The sequence below is a fragment of the uncultured Gilvimarinus sp. genome (assembly GCF_963975215.1).
Lineage (GTDB): Bacteria > Pseudomonadota > Gammaproteobacteria > Pseudomonadales > Cellvibrionaceae > Gilvimarinus.
In genome coordinates, this window is sequence record NZ_CAXBFW010000012.1 from 38,607 (window position 1) to 59,328 (window position 20,722).

Consider the following 20,722-nt stretch of genomic DNA (forward strand, 5'->3'; position numbering starts at 1 on the left):
TTTGTAGGGTGAGGTTTTGCCGCCTCCGCATCGCACATCCTAAATGTGCTTACGCTTAGAGCTTAGTTATGCAAGAAAGATTTTATACCCGCAACTGCGAAATCACGCCCACTACGCCCTGGCCCGAAGGCATGCAGCGTATTGCCCTGGGTGTTGAATACAACGGCCGCGACTTTCACGGTTTTCAGGTGCAGCCCGGTGGCGTACCGACGGTGCAGGGGTATTTGCATCAGGCCCTGTCAAAAGTTGCCTGCGAGCCAATTACTTTGATTTGTGCCGGGCGTACCGATGCCGGTGTGCACGCTACCGCTCAGGTTGTGCATTTTGATACCTTGGCGGTGCGCCCGGAAAAGGCGTGGGTGTTAGGTGCCAGGCCGCATTTGCCTGAGGGGGTTGGGGTGCGTTGGGCTCGGGCTGTAAGCAACAGTTTTCACGCCCGGTTTAGCGCCCGATCCCGCGCTTACCGCTATTTAATAAGTGATGGTGAGTCGCGCCCGGCGCTGTTGCACGACCAGGTAACCTGGGTGCGCCATAAGCTTGATGCCGAGGCGATGGCGGTTGCGGCGCAAGGGTTGGTGGGTGAGCATGATTTTACCTCCTACCGTGCCGCTCAGTGCCAAGCCCATAGCCCGGTGCGGCTGGTAGAGCACATACACCTGTCACGCCGAGGTGATCTTATTGTGCTGGAGATTAAAGCGAATGCGTTTTTGCATCATATGGTGCGCAATATTGTGGGCGTGTTGTTAGAGGTCGGCCGTGGTGCCAGGCCCATAACCTGGCCGGTCGAGGTGCTTAAAGCGCGCGAGCGGGCGGCAGCGGCGGCTACCGCCAGACCCAACGGTTTGTATTTGGCCTCGGTCGATTACCCGGCTCACTTAGATTTACCGCGGGTGAGCCCCGGGCCTTTGTTTATTGCCGACCCGATTGGGCAGCTGGCTGAGCGAGTGGGCTGCAGCAATATTGGATAAAATCTGTTAGTATTCAGCCCTTTGCGGTCGCTCGTCAGCAGCGAGCCGGTTTTGATTGCATGATAGGTAATCCGCTTGAACTCTTCGCGCGTAAAAATATGTGGCATCACCCGGGTAGGCGATGCACTGCAGGCCGTTTCCAGCGGGGCGGATGCTATCGGTCTGGTGTTTTACGAGCCCAGCAGTCGGGCTGTTGATATTGCTTGCGCGCGCGATATTGCCTATGCCGCAGGCCCATTAGTGACGGTGGCCGGCTTATTTGTAAACGCCTCGGCCGCAAGGGTTTGCGAGGTGCTGCGCGAAGTGCCACTGCAGCTTTTGCAGTTTCACGGTGATGAATCTGCCGATTTTTGCGAACAATTTGAACGCCCTTATCTCAAAGCGATTAGAATGCGACCGGACTTAGACCTCAAGGCCGCCATGCAGCCTTTTGCGGGCGCCGCGGGCTTTTTGCTGGACGCTTATCAGGCTGGGGTTCCCGGTGGTACCGGGGCTACCTTTGACTGGCAGCGGGTGCCGGCAAGTGCCCCACGCCCGGTGGTTTTGGCGGGTGGCCTAACGCCGGACAATGTCGCTCGGGCGATTGCCACCACAGGTTGTTATGGTGTAGATGTCAGTGGTGGTGTCGAGGCCTCACCGGGCATCAAAGACGCCGCAAAAATGGCCCAATTTATTACCAATGCCAAATATCCTAGCGCCAACCATGGCGCACCTCTGAAAGGTGAGTTGAACTGTGAGTGAGAAAGAGCAGAAATCTGCGGTTAATTACAGTGCGTTTCCCGATGCGAAGGGTCACTTTGGCCAGTTCGGTGGACGCTTTGTCTCCGAGACCTTGATCTATGCGTTGGATGAGCTGCAAGAAATCTACAGCAGCTTAAAAGACGATGCCGAGTTTCAGGCCGAGTTTGATCGCGATCTGGCGCATTACGTCGGCCGCCCGTCGCCGCTTTACCATGCCGAGCGAATGAGCCGCGAGCTGGGTGGGGCGCAAATTTATTTTAAGCGCGAAGATTTAAACCACACGGGTGCGCATAAAGTTAACAACACCATCGGGCAGGCTCTGCTGGCGAAAAAAACCGGTAAAACCCGTGTTATCGCCGAGACAGGTGCAGGTCAGCACGGCGTAGCGACGGCCACTGTGGCCGCGCGATTAGGGCTTAAGTGCCAGGTGTATATGGGGGCAGAGGACGTTCGCCGCCAGGCGTTGAACGTGTACCGCATGAAGCTGTTGGGCGCCGAGGTGATTCCGGTGACTTCTGGCTCCAAAACCCTAAAAGATGCCATGAACGAGGCCATGCGTGACTGGGCCACCAATGTCGATGATACGTTTTATATCATTGGTACGGTTGCCGGGCCGCACCCATACCCGCAGCTGGTACGTGATTTTCAAGCGGTTATTGGCCGCGAAGCGCGCGCTCAATGTCTTGAGCGTACCGGTCGCTTACCCGATGCGCTGGTTGCTTGCGTGGGTGGTGGCTCTAACGCCATTGGCCTGTTTCACCCGTTTTTGGATGATGAGACCGTGGCCATGTATGGCGTTGAGGCCGGCGGCGATGGCGTTGCGACTGGTCGTCATGCGGCGCCGCTCAATGATGGCGTTCCGGGTGTACTACACGGCAACCGCACCTATTTAATGGAAGACGAGAACGGTCAGATCATCGAGACGCACTCGGTGTCAGCGGGGCTCGACTATCCGGGCGTTGGCCCTGAGCACGCGTGGTTAAAAGATCTGGGGCGGGTTAACTACGTCGCCATTAATGACAATGAAGCGTTGGACGCTTTTCGCAGCACCACCAAGGTGGAAGGTATTATGCCGGCGCTCGAAAGCTCACACGCATTGGCTTACGCGGCAAAACTCGCACCGACCATGACCAAAGATCAGATTATTATTGTCAATCTGTCCGGTCGCGGCGACAAAGATATTCTCACGGTAGCCGATATCGACGGCATTACGGTGTGACCTAAACGCAATTGGATAAACTTTCATGAGTCGAATCAGTCAACAGTTTGAATCTTTGCAGGCCCGCGGCCGCAAGGCGTTAGTCGCCTATATTGTTAACGGTGATCCGTGCCCGGAGGCGAGCTTGCCCACCATGCACAAAATGGTTGAGGCGGGGGCCGATATTATCGAGCTGGGCGTGCCTTTTTCCGATCCGATGGCCGAAGGGCCGGTTATCCAGCTCGGGCACGAGCGGGCTCTGGAGTCAGGTACAAGCTTGAGCGGCACCCTCGATCTGGTGGCTGAGTTTCGCAAAACCGATACCACGACTCCGGTTATCTTGATGGGTTACGCCAACCCGGTAGAGCGCATGGGCTATAGCCGTTTTGCCGAGCGCGCCGCGCAAGTGGGTGTTGATGGCTTGCTCACCGTCGATTTGCCACCAGAAGAGCTGGGCGAGCTTAAAGCTGAATTGGCCGAGCGCGATATTGATAATATCTTTTTGTTGGCGCCAACCACGGCCCCAGAGCGCGCTCGCCATTTGGCCAGTAATGCCAGCGGGTTTTTGTACTATGTGTCGCTTAAGGGCGTGACAGGTGCCGGGCACCTGGATGTGGATGCTGTTAAGGCCAAGCTCGAGGAATTTGGTGCGCTGACCTCGCTGCCTATGTGTGTGGGCTTTGGTATTAAAGATGCCGAAACGGCGACCAAGGTGGCGCGTCTGGCTGACGGCGTTGTGATCGGCAGTGTCCTGGTGGATGCTATGGGCAAACACGCGGGCCAATCGCCGGACAAGATCGCCGACGCAGTCGGTGCTATTATTAGTGATATTCGTCGGGGGTTGGATAGCCTGTAAGCAGCGCGCCCCCGCTTGTAAGATAAAGCAAACCAATTAAGAGATACCACCATGAGTTGGCTAGAGAAACTGGTTCCCAGTGTTGTACGCGCTGATGGCAAGAAGGGCTCGAGTAAAGTCCCGGAAGGTCTATGGAAAAAGTGCGTTAAATGTTCTGCGGTTTTGTATCGCCCAGAGCTGGAAAAAAACCTCGACGTCTGCCCAAAGTGCGACCATCACATGCGCATCGGTGCCCGCCGTCGGTTGGATATCTTTCTTGATGAAGATCGTCGCCAGGAAATAGGCACAGACGTCGAGCCAATTGATCGCCTCAAGTTTAAAGACGTTAAAAAGTACAAAGACCGTTTGAGCACGGCGCAAAAGACCACCGGCGAGAAAGACGCGCTAGTGGCCATGAAAGGTGAGCTAAAAGGCATGCCTATTGTGGCGGTTGCCTTTGAGTTTGCTTTTCACGGCGGCTCGATGGGGTATGTTGTGGGCGAGCGCTTTGCGCGCGCAGCCAAGATAGCCCTGGAAGAAAATATTCCGCTGGTGTGTTTTTCGGCCACCGGTGGTGCCCGTATGCAAGAGGCGCTGATCTCACTGATGCAGATGGCTAAAACCTCCGCCGTGATTGAGCGCTTAAAGCAGCAGGGGACGCCTTACTTCTCGATTATGACCGATCCCGTCTATGGCGGTGTGTCTGCGTCGCTGGCGTTGCTGGGCGATATTAACGCGGCGGAGCCAGGCTCGCGCGCCGGTTTTGCCGGCCCCGCCATTATCGAGCAAACCATTCGGCAAAAATTGCCGCCAGGGTTTCAGCGCGCCGAGTTTTTGCTCGAGCATGGCGCTATCGACATGATCATTCATCGGGGGCAAATGCGCGATAAACTTGCCGGCTTGTTGGCAAAGTTTACTCTCCAGGGTACAGCGCCCGCTCAGCCACAAGAGGAAGTGAGCTAGTGGCGCAAGGCGCTGGCGAGCTTTACCCCTTTGTTATGATACGGCATCGGTGCTTAACCGCTGCCCTACCAAAAGCGCCCCAAACCGGGCGCTTTTTTGCTGCCACTACCGCTTTAATGGCCTGTTGAGGTCGCCTGATGATGGGTTTTACTCAACTTGATGACTGGCTCGCATGGCTTGAACAAGCACACCCAACCGAGATTGATCTGGGGCTTGATCGGGTGCGGCAGGTGCTTGAGCGCCTGCCGCTGGGCGATTTGCCACCGGTTATTACTGTGGCCGGAACTAACGGTAAGGGCTCTTGTGTTACCGCAGCCAGTGCTTTACTAATGGCAGCAGGCTGGTGTGTTGGCAGTTATACGTCCCCCCATATAATGCATTATTGCGAGCGAGTTCGAATCGCCGGTAAAGCCGTTAGTGAGGCTGACATGTGTCGCGCCTTCGCGGTGGTAGATGCGGCTCGCGCTCAGGTCTCTCTCACTTATTTTGAGTTTGGAACGCTCGCTGCACTGGTGCTTTTTTGCCAGCAAAACGTTGATGTTATGGTGCTCGAGGTCGGTTTGGGCGGGCGCCTGGATGCGGTGAACGTGATTGCCCCCGATGTGGCGGTGATTACCAGCATTGCGATCGATCACGAGGCCTGGCTGGGTAGTGACCGAGAAAGTATTGGTCGCGAGAAAGCCGGTATTATGCGTGCGGGTAAGCCGGTTATTTGTGTCGATAGTGATCCACCGGCTTCGCTGTTGCAATACGCCGCCGATATCGGCGCACCTTTGCGGTTAATCGGGCGCGACTTTATTGTGCAAAATGCCGCCGGCGAGGCGCAGCCTGCCGCTAACGTTAATGCCAGCGCCGAGTCTTGGCGCCTGTTTGATGTGGCGAGCAGCAAGTCGTTGGCACTTCCGGCGGTGTCGTTAGTTACGGCCAGTGTGGCGGCAGCCATAGAAGCCGTTAGTGCCCTTGGGGTTGATGTGGAATCGCTCACGCTGGCCGATGTGTTGGGTGGCCTGCAGTTACCCGGTCGTATGCAGCGGCTTCACTATGGGGCGACGCCCGTGTTGCTGGATGTTGCGCATAACCCTGCAGCGACGGCCTATTTGGCAGAGGTTGTAGCGCGACAACATACGCCGGGCCGGGTTGTTGCCCTGGTTGCCATGATGGCTGATAAAGATATTGCGGGGGCGTTGCAGCCTCTACTGCCCCTGGTCGATGACTGGCTGGCCGTAGGGTTGGAGGATGTCGCTCGTGCGGCCGATGTCGATACTCTGGCGGCAATAATTGCTCAAAGCGGCGGGCAGGTTTCGGTCTGCCCCGATATGGCCGATGGCTTGGCGCGGTTATCTGCAGCAGACTTGAGCGAAGATGATCTGCTACTGGTGTTTGGTTCCTTCTTTACCGTGGCCGCCGCAATGGCTATATTAGCGCCAGACATAGTGGCACAATTGGCTGGGGAGACTAAGTGAATAACGGGTTAAAACAGCGTTTGATCGGAGCTTTGGTGCTGGCCGGTATTGCCGTGATTTTTTTGCCGGGCTTTTTTAAGCAGCACGCTCCTTATCAAGTCGATACCCGAAGCCAAATCCCTCCTCGCCCCAATATCACCCCGGTAGTCATTGATAAGCCGCAGTCGGCCTCCGCGATGACGGCGGCTCCCGAGCCCAGCACCATGTTTTTGCCCGAGAATGAGCAGCCCTTGTTGGATTCAGATGTGGAGATAGCTAGCTCGTCATCCAGCGCGGGCGAAGCGGCGCAGGCCGTATCTTCCGCCACTGACACCCAAACCCCGGAGGTGATCCCCGCACCTGAACCGGAGGCTGATACCTCGCTGCTGGCCGATGCCTGGATGGTGCAGGTGGCTAGCTTGCGCTCATCTGAATCGGCTCAGGCGCTGCGCAAACGCTTGCAAGAGCGCGGCTATAAAGCTTATGTGCGCTCGGCACAAACCTCTCAGGGTGAGGTGAGCCGTGTGTTTATCGGCCCCAAACTGGATAAGGCCCTGGCGCTAGAGGTGAAGCAAGAGGTAGACCCTGTGTTTAAAGTCAATTCTATGGTGTTGCCATTCAAACCGTGAGCTGGGGTATGCCCGCAGGGGCTGCTCTGTTAGAATCAGCGCCTTCTGAAAACCGGAGTCACTGAACCCATGAACTGGGCAGACTGGACCATCGTCGGCGTTATGGCTGTGTCCTGCTTGATCAGCATAAAACGAGGTTTCGTCAAAGAAGCTTTGTCGCTGGTAGTCTGGGTGGCGGCTTTTGTTATTGCCTCGATCTTTGATGATCGCCTGGCGGTTCTCATGACCGATCTAATTCCTACTCCTTCGCTGCGGGCTATGGCCGCTTTTGGGATTTTATTTGCCGCTACGTTAATCGTAGGGGCCATGGTGAATTATTTGATTGGCGAGTTGGTTCGTATGACCGGGCTGTCCGGCACCGACCGTCTGTTTGGAATGGTATTTGGCTTGGTTCGCGGTGCACTGGTAGTGCTGGCCGCGGTAATACTGCTGCCCTCATTGGTTCCTGTAAATCAAGATCTTTGGTGGCAAGAGTCTGTATTGATTCCCCGATTTTTAGTATTTGAAGCCTGGGCCCGGGACACAACCGATCAGGCGCTCGAATGGATTACATCATTTTTTTAATGGTTCGCATTACACGAAGGTGAGGCAAATATGTGCGGTATTGTTGGTATAGTGGGTAAACGCGACGTCAATACGCAGCTTTATGATGCGCTGACTATCCTCCAACATCGCGGCCAGGACGCAGCCGGTATTATGACTTGCCAAGGTGGCAAAATGACCCAGCAAAAGGCCAATGGCTTGGTGCGCGATGTATTTCGCACCCGCCATATGCAGCGCCTGGTGGGTAATGTGGGCATTGGTCATGTGCGTTACCCCACCGCGGGTAGCTCGGGCCCCGCGTTGGCGCAGCCCTTTTACGTCAACTCCCCCTACGGCATTGCGCTGGCTCATAACGGCAACTTGGTGAATGCCGACAGCCTCAGCGAGGAGTTGTTTAAAACAGATTTGCGCCACGTTAATACAGATTCTGACTCTGAAGTTCTGCTGAATGTGTTTGCTCACGAGCTGCAATTGCAGGGTAAGTTAGTGCCGGATCAGGACGATATTTTTGCTGCGGTCGAGGGTGTGCACAAGCGTGTCAGTGGTGGCTACGCGGTGGTCGCCTTGATTGCCCGTTATGGCATTGTTGCCTTTCGAGACCCTAACGGTATTCGTCCGTTGGTGTACGGCAAGCGTGAAACCGACAAAGGTGAAGAGTATATGGTTGCCTCCGAGAGTGTCGCGCTCGACGTTCTTGGGTTTGATTTAATTGGCGATGTCGCCCCCGGCGAGGCCATCTATATTACCTTTGACGGTGAGTTACATCGCAAACAGTGCGCCAAGAATACTCGCCTAAGCCCCTGTATTTTTGAGCACGTATATTTTGCCCGTCCCGACTCCATTATGGATGGCGTGTCTGTTTATAAAGCGCGTTTGCGCCAGGGTGAAAAACTCGCCGAGCAAATTATGGCCGAGCGGCCCGATCACGACATTGATGTGGTGGTGCCAATTCCCGATAGCTCACGGGTTGCCGGCCAGGCGTTGGCCTATAAAATCGGGGTTAAGTTTCGCGAAGGCTTGATTAAAAACCGCTACATTGGCCGTACTTTTATCATGCCTGGGCAGCAGATGCGCAAAAAATCCGTGCGGCAAAAGCTCAACCCCATCGAGTTGGAGTTTCGCGGCAAAAATGTGTTGCTGGTGGATGACTCGATTGTGCGTGGCACTACCTGCCAGCAAATTATCCAAATGGCCCGCGAGGCGGGAGCGGCAAAAGTGTATTTTGCCTCAGCCGCACCGGCGGTGATTTACCCTAACGTGTACGGCATTGATATGCCCACCAGCAAAGAGTTAATTGCTCACGGCCGCAGCCATGACGAAGTCTGCAAAGAGATTGGTGCTGACTGGCTGATTTATCAGGATCTGGAAGATCTGGTGGCCGCGTCGGCCGAAGGTGCCGATGGCGTATCAGAGTTTGATTGTGCTGTGTTCGATGGTCGCTATATTACCGGCGATGTCGATAAAGAATATTTAGACAAGATTGAAGCCGCACGTCAGGAAGGCAAAACCAAAAAGAAAAAAGAGTTGCGGGAAAAAGAAGAGGAAAGCCCGATAGGGCTACATAATGACAGTGAAGATTTGCATATTCACTAACGCAGGATAAGCAGTAAGCGGCGGAACGGTTATGAGTGATTTACAAGAGTTGCGTAAACAGGCACTGGCCGGGGCCGGTATCGATACCCTGGCCGTGCGGGCAGGGCAGAGCCGCAGTGCTGAAGGGGAGCACTCCGAGGCTTTGTACCTGACCTCAAGCTATGTATTTGATAGCGCCGAGCAAGCCGCTGCCCGCTTTGGTGGTGACGAGCCCGGTAATGTCTATTCGCGCTATACCAATCCAACCGTACGAACCCTCGAAGAGCGCATCGCTGCCATGGAGGGCACCGAGAGTGCCGTGGCCACGGCATCGGGTATGGCGGCTATTCTGTCGACCTGCATCGCGCTGTTAAAGTCTGGCGATCATATTGTTTGTTCGCGCAGTGTATTTGGCACCACAACGGTGTTGTTTACCAAATACCTGGCGCGCTTTGGCGTGACGACCACATTCGTCGACCCCATCGACTTTAACGCCTGGCAAGAGGCGTTTACGCCGGATACTCGTTTAGTGTTTGTCGAGACGCCGTCTAACCCGCTGTGTGATGTTGTCGATTTGCAGCGCTTGGCGGATTTAACCCATGAGCACGACGCCTTGTTTGTGGTGGATAATTGTTTTTGCACCCCCGCGTTGCAGCAACCGATTAAGTTCGGCGCCGACCTGATTGTGCACTCGGCCACCAAGTATATTGACGGTCAGGGCCGCTGTTTGGGTGGGCTGGTGGCCGGGCCAAAGGATTTAGTCGATGAGGTGCTAGGCTTTATCCGCAGTGCTGGCCCTACCATGAGCGCTTTTAACGCCTGGGTGTTTTTAAAGGGGCTGGAGACGTTGCGGCTGCGTATGGATGCCCACTCAGCAAATGCGCAAGCGCTGGCCGAGTGGCTGTTGGCGCAGCCTCAAGTCGAGAAGGTTTACTATGCCGGTTTGCCGGATCACCCCGGGCACGCATTGGCGGCGCGGCAACAGCGCGGCTTTGGTGGTGTTTTGTCGTTTTGTGTCAAAGGTGGCCGTGAACAAGCCTGGCAGCTGATCAATGCAACCCGGATTATGTCGCTCACGGCTAACCTTGGCGACGCCAAAACCACCATTGTCCATCCAGCGACGACAACGCACGGCCGCTTAAGTGATGAGCAAAAGCTTGCTGCGGGCATATCCGATAACCTGATTCGCGTGGCGGTGGGGCTTGAAGATGTGAATGATTTAAAAGCCGACCTGGCCCGTGGTTTTGCGGTTATCGCGTAGCGCCTGAGAGCCCAATTATGCGAGATAATGTTAATGCCGCTTGCCGTGAAATAGGTAAAGTACTTCTCGGTAAAGAGCACGAAGTAAAGCTGGCATTAACCTGCCTGCTGGCCGGCGGTCATCTGCTGATTGAAGATTTGCCGGGTATGGGCAAAACCACACTCGCCCACGCACTGGCAAAGGTGTTGGGGCTAGAGTATCAGCGGGTACAATTTACCAGCGATATGTTGCCTGCTGACATTATCGGTGTCTCTACCTTTGATACCAGTGCCAGTCAGTTTACCTTTCACCCCGGGCCGGTTTTTACTCAAGTGTTGTTGGCGGATGAAATTAATCGCACCACACCCAAAACCCAGAGCGCGCTACTTGAGGCTATGGAAGAGCAGCAGGTCAGTATTGACGGTAAAACCCGGCCCTTGCCCCAGCCTTTTTTTGTGATTGCCACGCAAAACCCCGAATCGCAAATGGGAACCTTCCCTTTGCCTGAGTCTCAACTCGATCGCTTTTTAATGCGTATTAGTTTGGGGTATCCGTCCCCAGAGGCGGAGCGAATTATTTTCTGTGGTGGCGATCCGCGCCGGGCGATTCCCACACTCGCCCAGTGTATTACTGTCTCGCAATTGGCTGAGATAAAAAAGCAAGTACGGAGCCTAAAAGCGTCCGACTCGCTGATTGCCTACCTGCAACGTCTGGTGCATGCGACGCGCTACGAACAGGGCTTTAGGCACGGTCTGTCTCCCAGGGGCGCGCTGGCTCTGCTGCAGGCTGCGAAGGCCTGGGCCTATGTGGCGGGGCGCGATTATGTTATCCCGGAAGATTTACAGGCGGTGGCCCCGGCGGTTATTGCGCATCGGGTGAGCGGCGCCGAGATAACCGGCAGTGCGCAGCGTTTGATTAGTGAACTGCTGGAGAGTGTTGACGTCATCACCGCTGGCGCCGCTACCTGAGTGAGTGTACCTGCCACTAAACTTATGAGATTTTCAGTCGACAAATACCCTAAGAACACCTATACCCTTAGTAGTGCTGAGTCGTCAGGAGAACAGATGTTGATCGGAGAGCCATCATGATAACCAGCTTTTTTGGCCAATATTTACTGCTAAAAGGCATTGTAACGGGCTCCCGGTTGCGTGAGGCAATGGCGCTGCAAAGTGAAGTCAACCAAACACTGGCTCAAAGAGCTTTGATGGCTGGAGTCCTCAGTCAGCAGCAGCTGGAAAAGCTACCTTTGTCCGGCTGTGAAAATGATGCTTTGTTTAGCCAGATCGTCGTCAACCTGGGCTGGATAAACCGCGCCGCGTTAGAGGCATTGCACGCCGAGCAGCGGACCCTGCAGTTAACGCTGGGCGAGGCGCTGGTTAAATGCGGCTATTTAAGCGATAACAACCTGCCCAATTTATTGACGGATTACCATTACTGGAACCTGCGTAACTTGCAGTTGTTTGGCGCTCAGGTCTCTCGCAGCCAGTTTGCCAGCGAGGTTGATACCTTCAGTTTTGCCCTGACACAGCATATGCTTAAAGTGTATGGCCTGCATGTAAAACCCGATTGCGCTGATCATTCGCCGGTAACCGACGCTCCGGTCTGGGCCTGGCAAATACAGACGCAACACCACCGATTAAACATTATGGTGCCAGATGTTGGTGAGGGCATTGCCCGATTGCTCAATCGGGCCGAGCTGATAGGTGCGCTTAATTTACCGTCTTTGGCAGATCCTGAGCTCGAGGGGGCCGGGGATATCCCCTCGCCAATGACTCCGACGCAATTCTTTGCCAGCTTGTTGCATTTGCTGTTGGCTGATTCGGGCGGTCAGGCAATACGACAAATCGATGGCGAAGAGGCTGTGGCCTACAGTGCCGGGCAAGAGTGCCTGCGCTGTTGCTATAGCATCGAGGGTGAGCTGTTTGATATCTTCGCCTGTCCGGCTTAACCGCTCGCCGATACTTCTTTGCTCTGCCGTTCAGTTTGCTGCTATTCAGGTAAAGCGCTGTGAGCTTTGAGTTTAACAAACGATTTGATGCGTTGTTTTGGCGTTGGGCCAAACGACGCACCAGCGCGCAAAAAACCGTTACGCTTAAGCATCGCGCTATTTATGTGTTACCGAGTAAAGCCGGTGTGTGTTTTTTTGTTGCGGTTATCTTGCTGTGGCTACTGGGTACCAATTACGAAAATAATCTGGTGCTGGCCGCGAGCTTCTTTCTTGTTAGTTTGTTTATCGTTGCGATCATTCACGGGTTTCGTAATCTGGCGGGCTTGCAGCTTACGGCATTACCGGCGCGGCCGGTGTTTGCCGGAGAGCCTCTTGAGTTGTCGGTACGCCTTAAGGCCAGGGCCGGTACAACGAGTGGCCGCGTGTCGTTAGCGGCCGATGTGAACCGGGCCGTGGTTACTGATGTCGCGAAAGACACAGAAGAGCAGCTGGCGTTACGTTTAGCCACTCAAGGCCGGGGCTGGTTCACGCCAGAGCGAATATTAGTGCAAAGCTATTATCCGCTGGGGTTACTGCGGACCTGGTCGTGGGTACGCTTTGATGTACGCCTGCTGGTTTATCCGAAGCCTCTGGCCTGTGCTCAGCCCGCCACCATTGGCCGCGACGATGGTGAACGCAGCGCTACGCAACTGCAGGGCGATGATTTTGATGGTTTTAAACGTTACCAACCCGGTGCGCCGCTGACACATATTGCCTGGAAGCTATACGCGCGCGGAGCGGGGCTTCACATTAAACAGTACGCCAGTGCCGAGCTTGATAGTGTGTGGTTGGACTTTCGCGCCGTGTCGGGTGATCGTGAGGCGCGCCTCTCTGCTCTTTGTTATTTGGCGCTGCAATGGCACCAAGCTGGGCGCACTTTTGGTTTGCGCCTGTTAGAGCAGCAGATCGAGCCCGCCAGTGGTCAGGAGCACCTTCATCGGGTGTTGCAGGCTCTGGCGTTGTTTGAGCTGGAGCAAGAGCCCTTATGACCACCCGTGTCGATAAGCTACCTCGCCAGGGGCTGCTCTGGATGTTGTCGGCACAGGCGATTGTGCTTTTGCCGCTGGTATTTGAAGTGCCGGTTTGGCTGACCTTGCTGGCGATTGCTACCGGCATCTGGCGCTGGAAAATTGCCGTTGCTGGCTGGCCGTTTCCCGGCAAGCTTGTGCGGTTTATGTTGGTATTGCTGGTTTGCACTGGGTTGTTGCTCAGCTTTAGCGGCAGCTTTGGCATGCAAAGCATGCTTAGCTTATTGGTGGCGGGTTTTGTTTTAAAGTTGATTGAGCTGAAGCGCCGGGGCGATTTTTATCTGCTGTGTTATTTGGCCTACTTTGTCACCGGAACACAACTGCTCTTTGCCGCCTCTTTGCCTAGCTCGATATACGGCTTGCTGTCGTTGTTGGCCGTCACCGGCGTGTTACTGGTTAATAACGGCTCGGTGGCTCGTGTAAGTGTCGCGCGGCAGTGTCAACGTTTGGGCATTCTGGCGCTGCAGGCGCTACCCATTATGTTGGTGCTGTTTTTTGTAGTGCCCCGCATTGGTTCTTTATGGACAATCCCCCTGAATAAATCGGCCGGCCAAACGGGCGTGAGCGACTCTATGGCGCCGGGTGACTTCAGCAATTTAATGCGCTCTGGCGAGTTGGCGTTTCGGGTGAGCTTTGATGGACAGATACCGGCGCCGCAACAGTTGTATTGGCGCGCCCTGGTGTTTGACAGCTTTGATGGCAGAACCTGGCGTCAGAGCCGGCAGCAAGATGTGCAGCGTGGGCGCGCAAGTGCGCAATGGCCAAACTGGCATAACGCTTTGCAGTTAAGTGGTGAGCGCCTGAGCTATCAGGTGTTGTTGGAACCTACCGCGAAGCAGTGGTTGTATGCACTCGCGGCCTTTACTGAGGTGCCTCAAAGTGCCCGGGTCAGCCCTGGGTTAACTCTGTATGAAACCGACCGGGTCAATCAGCGAAAACAATATCGGGTAAGTTCTGTGCTGGATTTTCGCCTGCAGCAAGACGGGCTATCCGAGAATCAAGCCGCCCAGGCCATGACCTTGCCGGACGGGTATAACCCCGAGACCCGGCGCCGCGCGCAACAATGGCGTGCCGAGGCCGCAAACGAGCGTGAACTCATGCAGCGCCTACTGGGCTATTTTAACCAGCAGTTTCGTTACACCTTGCAACCGCCGCAGCTGGGTGAGCATACGGTTGATGAGTTTTTATGGCAGTCACAGGCCGGTTTTTGCGAACATTTCGCCGGCAGTTTTGTGTTTTTTATGCGCGCGGCGGGCATTCCCGCCCGGGTTGTGGTGGGTTATCAAGGCGGGCAAGTTAACAGTAACGAGGGTTACCTGGTGGTTCGCCAATACGATGCCCACGCCTGGGCCGAGGTATGGCTTGTCGGTGAGGGCTGGGTGAGGGTAGATCCAACCGCCGCTGTAGCCCCCGAGCGTATAGAGCGTGGCGTCGAGTTCTCACTCAGTGACGATGACAACCAATTGCTAGGCAATGGGTTTAGTCGCCGGTTTCAATTGTTGGGCGACTTACAACTGCGTTGGGATGCGCTTAATTACCGCTGGCAATTATGGGTGATGGGCTACGACAGCGCCGCACAACAAGCGCTGTTACGTAAATGGTTTGGGCGGGTCAGCCCTTGGCATTTGGCTTTGCTGGTAATAACTGTTGTGGCCCTGACGAGCCTATTACTGCTGCTACCGTTATTGCGACGCAGTGGGCGAGGCTTGCCTCCGGCCGAACGAGCTTATGCCCGGGTTGCTAAAGCGCTGGCTCGCTGTGGTTTACCACGCCATGTGGGTGAGGCGCCGCGCCAGTACGCCGCCCGTATAAGCCGCGAGCGCCCCGATTTGGCCGACGATATCAATATGTTGACAGCGCTGTTTGAGCGCGCCAGTTATGGCGACTCGCAATCGGCGTTGGGCCGCTTGCAAAGTGCAGCGCGCCGCTTTACTCCCCGCCGTTAATCTCTCCCGCCTATACTTGTTTTTGCCCGCCTAAGGTGCGCCAGCTATTGGAGTGCACCCATATGATGCGAAAAAATGTGCGGCGCCTTTATGTGGTGCGCCTTAGTGCTCGATAAATGTACATGTGTTTTGTAACCTACTGTTAATAAACAAAAAATTATATGGGCATAAAAAGTGCATTATTTTGCATTGTGCACTTGTGTGAGGCGGCTGACGTATCTTCGTATAACCAGCCGTTTATTAAGACACTTTATTGTGCATGGTTAATGGCCGTAGGGCTTTGTACGACAGTTGCCGTAAAAGATGATAATAGGAGTCACCATGATGTTTTTTTCTCGTAAGTTGACGTGGGGAGCGTCACTTGCCTCGTTGCTATTGTTGGCGCCAGCGGCGCTGGCACAAGAAGCCAACGGTGCCAATACGGCGTGGATTTTAACGGCAACGGCTTTGGTGCTGTTTATGACCCTGCCTGGGTTGTCGTTGTTTTACGGCGGTTTGGTTCGCAGTAAGAATATTTTGTCGGTGTTGATGCAGTGCTTCGCCATCGCTTGCGTCGCGTCACTGCTGTGGTTGATGGTGGGTTACAGCCTAAGCTTTGGCGAAGGTAACGCCTGGATCGGGGATTTTAGTCACGCTATGTTCAGCGGTATCGGCAAAGATACTCTGGCGGGTGATATCCCGGAGTCGCTCTTTGCGCTGTTTCAAATGACGTTTGCCATTATTACCCCAGCGTTGATTGTGGGGGCCTTTGCCGAGCGGATGAAGTTTTCGTCTATGTTGATTTTTTCGGCGCTGTGGTTACTGGTGGTGTACGTGCCGGTTTGTCACTGGGTGTGGGGCGGCGGCTTCTTGGGTAGTTGGGGGCTGTTGGATTTTGCCGGTGGTACGGTAGTGCATATCACCGCCGGTGTTGCCGCGCTGGTCGCCGCGTTAGTGCTGGGTAATCGCGATGGGTTTGAAACCGTTGCCATGCCCCCGCACAACATGACCATGACTGTTACCGGGGCCGGTATGCTCTGGGTCGGCTGGTTTGGCTTTAACGGCGGCAGCGCTCTGGCGGCCAATGGCGATGCCTCTATGGCCATGCTGGTGACTCATATTTCCGCCGCCGCTGGTTCGCTGTCCTGGATGACGATCGAGTGGATTAAGTTTAGAAAGCCCAGTGTGCTGGGCATTGTGACGGGTATGGTGGCAGGCCTTGGTACCATTACTCCGGCTTCGGGCTATGTGGGGCCGGGCGGCGCGCTGGTTATCGGTTTGTTGGCCGGCGTTGTGTGCTTTGTGATGACACAGCTGATGAAGCGTGTCTGGAAAATTGACGATTCGCTGGATGTGTTTCCGGTGCACGGCATCGGCGGTATTTTAGGTACCTTATTAGCCGGGGTGTTTGCCTCGCCCAATCTAGGCGTGTTTAGTGGCCACGGTTTCTCGGATGCCGTCGAGGGTATGTCCGGTCAGGTATGGGTACAGTTTTTGGGCGTGATTATTACCTTCGGTTACACCGCCGTGGCGACTTACGTTATCTTAAAGTTGACCGGGGTGTTGACCTCTGGCCTTAGAGTTTCTCGCGAGGATGAACTACAGGGGCTGGATATCACCATGCACGAAGAAGAGGGCTATAAGTTGTAAGCCCCTCACTTAGTCAGTAAAACAAAAAAGCGCTGCCCAAGGGCAGCGCTTTTTTGTGTGTGGCATTGGTAATCTAGCGAGATATTAACGAAAGGCGATCAGTGCGGCCGTTACCGCCACATTAAGAGACTCGACTTGATTGTTCATGGGGATTTTTACCCAGTGGCTGCACTCGTTTTGCACCTTAGCAGACACGCCCTCGGTTTCGTTGCCTAATACAAACACGTTTTGTTCGCCGCTATAGTGCTGCAGCGTTTGTTTGGCGTGGGATGAAAGCCCTATTACCTGATAACCCGCCTGTGAAAACTTGTGCAGCGTAGCGGCTAAAGGCTCGCTGGTGCGTAAAATGGGCGCGCGAAATACGGTGCCGGCACTGGCTTTAATGACCAGCGGGTCGATTTGCGCACAGCCTTTTTCGGGCAAAATAATGCCGTCTATATTGCCGGCACAAGCGCTGCGGATAATCATGCCTAAATTTTGCGGGTTGGTGATGCCGTCCAGTGCCAACAGGTTACTGGTTTTTGTTTTTTTTGCGGCTAAAAAGTCGTCCGCGGTACTGAACTTTTGGCAAATCAAATCCACCGCCACGCCCTGGTCTTGCTTGGCATTTTTAGAGATGCGCGATAGGGCGGCACGGTCGTGGTATAACACCTCGGCCTGGCGCTTTTCGGCCTCGGCCATAATCTCATCGATAATCCCGCCGCGCTTATTGCTTTGTGCCAGATGCAGACGGTACACCTCGACGCCGGGCTGCTGTAACGCTTCGAGTACCGGTTTGCGACCGTATACGGTTAACAGCGTATTAAAGAATTGTTTTTTGGCGAGGTAGGCGTCGCTGTCGCGTTGCATGGTGGTTATCCGCTATTCGGTGGTAGCCGCAACTGAATGCGGCGCTGTACAAAGCAGCGTCGCAAGGATACCACAAATCATTCGCTAGCTTTGGCGCAGGTAGCAGTCTTCGTCGTTATCCAGCAGGGCTGCCAACACATCGCTGCGGGTAATTAAGCCCACCAGTTTCCCCTCGGCAACAACAGGGTAGTTTTTTGGGGTGTGTTGCAGCATAACCTCGGCAATTTTGACGATGCTGTCGGTGGGGGCGAAACTGACCACCTGCGTTTGCATTACGGTAGCGACACTGGCGGGCTCTTCGCAGTAAAAAGCGCCGTGCAAAATCTCTTTGATGCAGTCGCGCTCCGATACAAAACCGATCACCCGGCGCTCGGCGTCGATGACCGGTGCGCCCGTGACTTTTCCGGCAAGCAGTTTATGAACGACTTGCAGCAGGTTGGTGTTTTGCTCAAACGCCAGTGGTGAGCTTTGCATATAATCTTGCACGAGAATCGAGTGCATAGTGATCTCCAGCCGTGAGTCTATCGCCTAGTATTCACACCAGTAGTGCCACGCAGATGAGCGTGGCACACCGGGCAATGCCCGGCGCTTACCCTAAGTGTAGTTCAGGTTGCAGGCTATTGCTGGCAGATGGTCCGGTAGGCGGCAACGGCTTTAGAGAGGCCCATATTAAGTGCATCGACGGTTAGCGCATGGCCGATGGAAACCTCGGCAATGTTGGGGATGGCGAGAAACGCGGGCAGGTTGTGTAGGTTTAGATCGTGCCCGGCGTTCACCTCAAGGCCGCATTGCGTGGCTATGTCGACGGCGGCGCGGTAGCGTTTAAGGTCTGCCTCGGTTTGCTTGCTATTTGGGCTGAAGCGCTCGGCGTAAGGGCCGGTATAGAGCTCAATGCGTTCCACCCCAAGGGCACTGGCAAGGCGTATTTGCTCGGGCTCCGGATCCATAAACAAGCTAATACGCACCCCTAGCTGATGCAGCCTGGCGATGATGGGTTCGAGCTCTTTGGTGCTGGCCGTTAAATCAAAGCCGTGGTCTGATGTCAGTTGATCGTTAGAGTCGGGCACCAGTGTGCACTGGTGGGGACGGGTTTCTTCAACCAACTGTAACAAGCCCGGGTAGCTGCCTTGGGCGGCGGCAAAAGGGTTGCCCTCGATATTAAATTCGATGCGGTCATGCTGCGCGACTAGATCGGCGAGTTGGTAAACATCTGAGGGACGAATATGACGCTGATCGGGTCTGGGGTGCACTGTTAGTCCGTCAGCGCCGGCATCAAGGCATATTTTTCCATGCTCAAGCACGCTCGGGAAGTCCCCTTCGCGAGAGTTGCGCAGTAAAGCGATTTTGTTGAGGTTAACACTCAGTGCGGTGCTCACTGGGCAATCATCTCCTTCAGCTTAGAGCTCGAATTGGCCGGAGCTTTAACTTTGCCGCGGCTGGATTTTAAGATACGCACGGCCGCGTTAGGTGCATCGGGATAAGAGCGGAATACACCGCGAGGTTCGGCGACAATTTTTTCTACCACTGACTCGCCATCAATCACTTTGCCAAATACCGCATAACCGGCTTTGTCTTCGGTGGCATCGAGCGAGGGGTTGTGTTTTAGGTTGATAAAGAATTGGCTGGTGGCACTGTCGACCCGACTGGTGCGCGCCATCGAGAGGGTCAGGTATTGGTTTTCCAGGCCGTTGTCGGACTCGTTCACAATCGGCGGCTGGGTTTCTTTTTGTTTAAAGTCAAAGGTAAAACCGCCACCTTGAACCACAAATCCCGGAATAACCCGGTGAAAAATAGTGCCGTCGTAAAAGCCGCTGTCGACATACGCTAAAAAGTTGGCGACGGTTACCGGGGCCTGCTCGGGGTACAACTCGATAATCAGTGTGCCTAGGTCAGTTTCAAAGGTGACGTACTTGTCTTCGGCTTTGCCGGCCGCCACACTGACACTGCTGTATAAAGCGCAAAGCGTTAGGGTTGCCCAAAATGCCAGCACTTTTGATGGAAATTTTATCATGATATGGACTCGTATTAACGGTGTGTTTGGTGACTTGCGGGGCGCTTAACCCCACTCCGAGCGGCGCTTGCGACGACCAAAAGATTGCAAGATAAGCGATAAAATAACCCCGCCCAGTAGGATGCCCGCTCCGACAATCCACTCCTGGTAGCGCTGGCTGTTTTTTAATCGCTCGTTGTCGGTTTTTAAGACTTCGGCGCGAGTTTGCAGCAGCTGGTAGTTTTCGTTGAGCTTTTTGTACTGTTCGTTAAGGGCTACAGTACTCGCCGATAGCTTGCGCAACTCGGCAAATTCACTGTTGGTTTGTTGGTAGTCGTCCTGCAGCTGCGCGAGCTGTTCTTCAAGCTGGTTGTTTTTGCTCTCAAGTGCCTCGTTAGTATCCAATAGCTCGGTTTGGTCGCCGTCTAGCTGGCTCATTTTTTGTTCGAGGTTGGCAAGCTTGATCGCCGCGGTGGGCTCGTTTAATAAATACTGGGTGCGAATCCAGCCCTCAAGCCCACCGCTGGTGCGAACCTGAGCCCACTCGACATCAGAGTCGTCAGAGGCGGTTTTAATCAGCTCAAGCTTTGTGCCGCTGGGTAAGCCTCGGTGCACGATGCGGTATTGGTTTCCCATCCCGCTGCGCAGGGGCACTTGCAGTGTGTCGGCCACGTATTGTGTTTCGGCGTGAGCTTGGATGCTAAAAATGCTGACGCTGAGTACGGCGGCGCTCACCAGAGTCTTGAAGTAAGTCGTTGGTTTTATCACTGGAGTACCTATTGGATCTGAGTTGCAAAAGCGGATTATTGTACCCTAAGACGATCACCCTACCTGTCAACCGGATCACGGGTTAGGGCAGCACCCTCTTAAAGGGCTTGACGGTTACTTTAGCGTAAACACCCGCGGCAATGTAGGGATCGGCATCGGCCCACTGTTGCGCCTCGGCCAGTGAGTCGAATTCTGCGACGACCAGCGAACCGGTAAACCCGGCATCACCGGGCTCGTTGCTGTCGACGGCCGGGTGAGGGCCGGCGATGATAAGGCGCCCGGCGTCGTGCAGCGCATTGAGGCGCGCAATATGATCGGCGCGTGCGGGTTTGCGCTTGGCGAGGCTGTCGGTAACGTCTTCGCTGATGATGGCGTAAAACATAGGCTAGGGTCC

General features: G+C 54.8%; 21 protein-coding genes. 15 read left to right on the forward strand and 6 right to left on the reverse strand.

Annotation, left to right across the window (positions count from 1 at the left end; genetic code table 11):
* Positions 1-68 precede the first annotated feature (68 nt).
* From truA to AAC019_RS09880, 15 genes are all read left to right on the forward strand, one after another.
* Complete coding sequence (gene truA, locus AAC019_RS09810) at positions 69-968, forward strand: tRNA pseudouridine(38-40) synthase TruA (protein ID WP_339898625.1); 900 nt, start codon at positions 69-71, stop codon at positions 966-968.
* Between the two features lie 75 nt (positions 969-1,043).
* Positions 1,044-1,709: a phosphoribosylanthranilate isomerase gene (locus tag AAC019_RS09815; RefSeq protein WP_339898626.1), complete on the forward strand. Its 666-nt coding sequence runs from the start codon at positions 1,044-1,046 to the stop codon at positions 1,707-1,709.
* Positions 1,702-2,928 (forward strand): tryptophan synthase subunit beta, encoded by a 1,227-nt coding sequence (trpB, locus tag AAC019_RS09820; RefSeq protein ID WP_339898627.1) that lies wholly within the window; start codon positions 1,702-1,704, stop codon positions 2,926-2,928. Before AAC019_RS09815 ends, trpB begins: the two co-directional genes overlap by 8 nt.
* A gap of 25 nt (positions 2,929-2,953) precedes the next feature.
* The gene (gene trpA, locus AAC019_RS09825; protein WP_339898628.1) at positions 2,954-3,763 is read left to right on the forward strand and encodes a tryptophan synthase subunit alpha; all 810 of its coding nucleotides are present in this window, start codon (positions 2,954-2,956) and stop codon (positions 3,761-3,763) included.
* A 51-nt stretch (positions 3,764-3,814) separates the two neighbouring features.
* Entirely contained in the window at positions 3,815-4,705 is an 891-nt protein-coding gene (gene accD, locus AAC019_RS09830; RefSeq protein WP_339898629.1) for an acetyl-CoA carboxylase, carboxyltransferase subunit beta, read from the forward strand.
* Positions 4,706-4,842: 137 nt separating this feature from the next.
* Entirely contained in the window at positions 4,843-6,168 is a 1,326-nt protein-coding gene (folC, locus tag AAC019_RS09835) for a bifunctional tetrahydrofolate synthase/dihydrofolate synthase (RefSeq protein WP_339898630.1), read from the forward strand.
* Entirely contained in the window at positions 6,165-6,776 is a 612-nt protein-coding gene (locus AAC019_RS09840) for an SPOR domain-containing protein (RefSeq protein ID WP_339898631.1), read from the forward strand. Before folC ends, AAC019_RS09840 begins: the two co-directional genes overlap by 4 nt.
* A gap of 69 nt (positions 6,777-6,845) precedes the next feature.
* Positions 6,846-7,340, forward strand: coding sequence for a CvpA family protein (locus AAC019_RS09845; protein ID WP_339898632.1), 495 nt, complete (start codon positions 6,846-6,848; stop codon positions 7,338-7,340).
* A 30-nt stretch (positions 7,341-7,370) separates the two neighbouring features.
* Positions 7,371-8,912, forward strand: a complete 1,542-nt coding sequence (gene purF, locus AAC019_RS09850; RefSeq protein WP_339898633.1) for an amidophosphoribosyltransferase — start codon at positions 7,371-7,373, stop codon at positions 8,910-8,912.
* Positions 8,913-8,943: 31 nt separating this feature from the next.
* Positions 8,944-10,152 carry an O-succinylhomoserine sulfhydrylase gene (locus AAC019_RS09855; RefSeq protein ID WP_339898634.1) on the forward strand — a complete coding sequence of 403 codons (1,209 nt, stop codon included), beginning with the start codon at positions 8,944-8,946 and terminating at the stop codon, positions 10,150-10,152.
* Positions 10,153-10,169: 17 nt separating this feature from the next.
* A complete protein-coding gene (locus AAC019_RS09860; protein ID WP_339898635.1) occupies positions 10,170-11,099 on the forward strand; it encodes an AAA family ATPase in 930 nt (309 codons plus the stop codon).
* A gap of 116 nt (positions 11,100-11,215) precedes the next feature.
* Positions 11,216-12,079 (forward strand): hypothetical protein, encoded by an 864-nt coding sequence (locus AAC019_RS09865; RefSeq protein ID WP_339898636.1) that lies wholly within the window; start codon positions 11,216-11,218, stop codon positions 12,077-12,079.
* 59 nt (positions 12,080-12,138) lie between these two features.
* Entirely contained in the window at positions 12,139-13,107 is a 969-nt protein-coding gene (locus AAC019_RS09870) for a DUF58 domain-containing protein (RefSeq protein WP_339898637.1), read from the forward strand.
* The gene (locus AAC019_RS09875; RefSeq protein WP_339898638.1) at positions 13,104-15,092 is read left to right on the forward strand and encodes a DUF3488 and transglutaminase-like domain-containing protein; all 1,989 of its coding nucleotides are present in this window, start codon (positions 13,104-13,106) and stop codon (positions 15,090-15,092) included. The genes AAC019_RS09870 and AAC019_RS09875 overlap by 4 nt, the downstream gene beginning before the upstream one ends.
* Positions 15,093-15,416: 324 nt before the next feature.
* Positions 15,417-16,721, forward strand: coding sequence for an ammonium transporter (locus AAC019_RS09880; RefSeq protein ID WP_339898693.1), 1,305 nt, complete (start codon positions 15,417-15,419; stop codon positions 16,719-16,721).
* A gap of 84 nt (positions 16,722-16,805) precedes the next feature.
* Here AAC019_RS09880 and AAC019_RS09885 read toward each other — a convergent pair whose 3' ends face one another.
* From AAC019_RS09885 to AAC019_RS09910, 6 genes are all read right to left on the reverse strand, one after another.
* Complete coding sequence (locus AAC019_RS09885; protein ID WP_339898640.1) at positions 16,806-17,570, reverse strand: RNA methyltransferase; 765 nt, start codon at positions 17,568-17,570, stop codon at positions 16,806-16,808.
* Between the two features lie 84 nt (positions 17,571-17,654).
* Positions 17,655-18,071 (reverse strand): CBS domain-containing protein, encoded by a 417-nt coding sequence (locus tag AAC019_RS09890; RefSeq protein WP_339898641.1) that lies wholly within the window; start codon positions 18,069-18,071, stop codon positions 17,655-17,657.
* Between the two features lie 116 nt (positions 18,072-18,187).
* Positions 18,188-18,946, reverse strand: a complete 759-nt coding sequence (locus tag AAC019_RS09895) for a pyridoxine 5'-phosphate synthase (protein ID WP_339898642.1) — start codon at positions 18,944-18,946, stop codon at positions 18,188-18,190.
* Positions 18,943-19,581, reverse strand: coding sequence for a peptidylprolyl isomerase (locus AAC019_RS09900; protein WP_339898644.1), 639 nt, complete (start codon positions 19,579-19,581; stop codon positions 18,943-18,945). Before AAC019_RS09900 ends, AAC019_RS09895 begins: the two co-directional genes overlap by 4 nt.
* Before the next feature lie 45 nt (positions 19,582-19,626).
* A complete protein-coding gene (locus AAC019_RS09905; protein ID WP_339898646.1) occupies positions 19,627-20,328 on the reverse strand; it encodes a TIGR04211 family SH3 domain-containing protein in 702 nt (233 codons plus the stop codon).
* Positions 20,329-20,410: 82 nt separating this feature from the next.
* Positions 20,411-20,710 (reverse strand): YciI family protein, encoded by a 300-nt coding sequence (locus AAC019_RS09910; RefSeq protein ID WP_339898647.1) that lies wholly within the window; start codon positions 20,708-20,710, stop codon positions 20,411-20,413.
* Positions 20,711-20,722 lie beyond the last annotated feature (12 nt).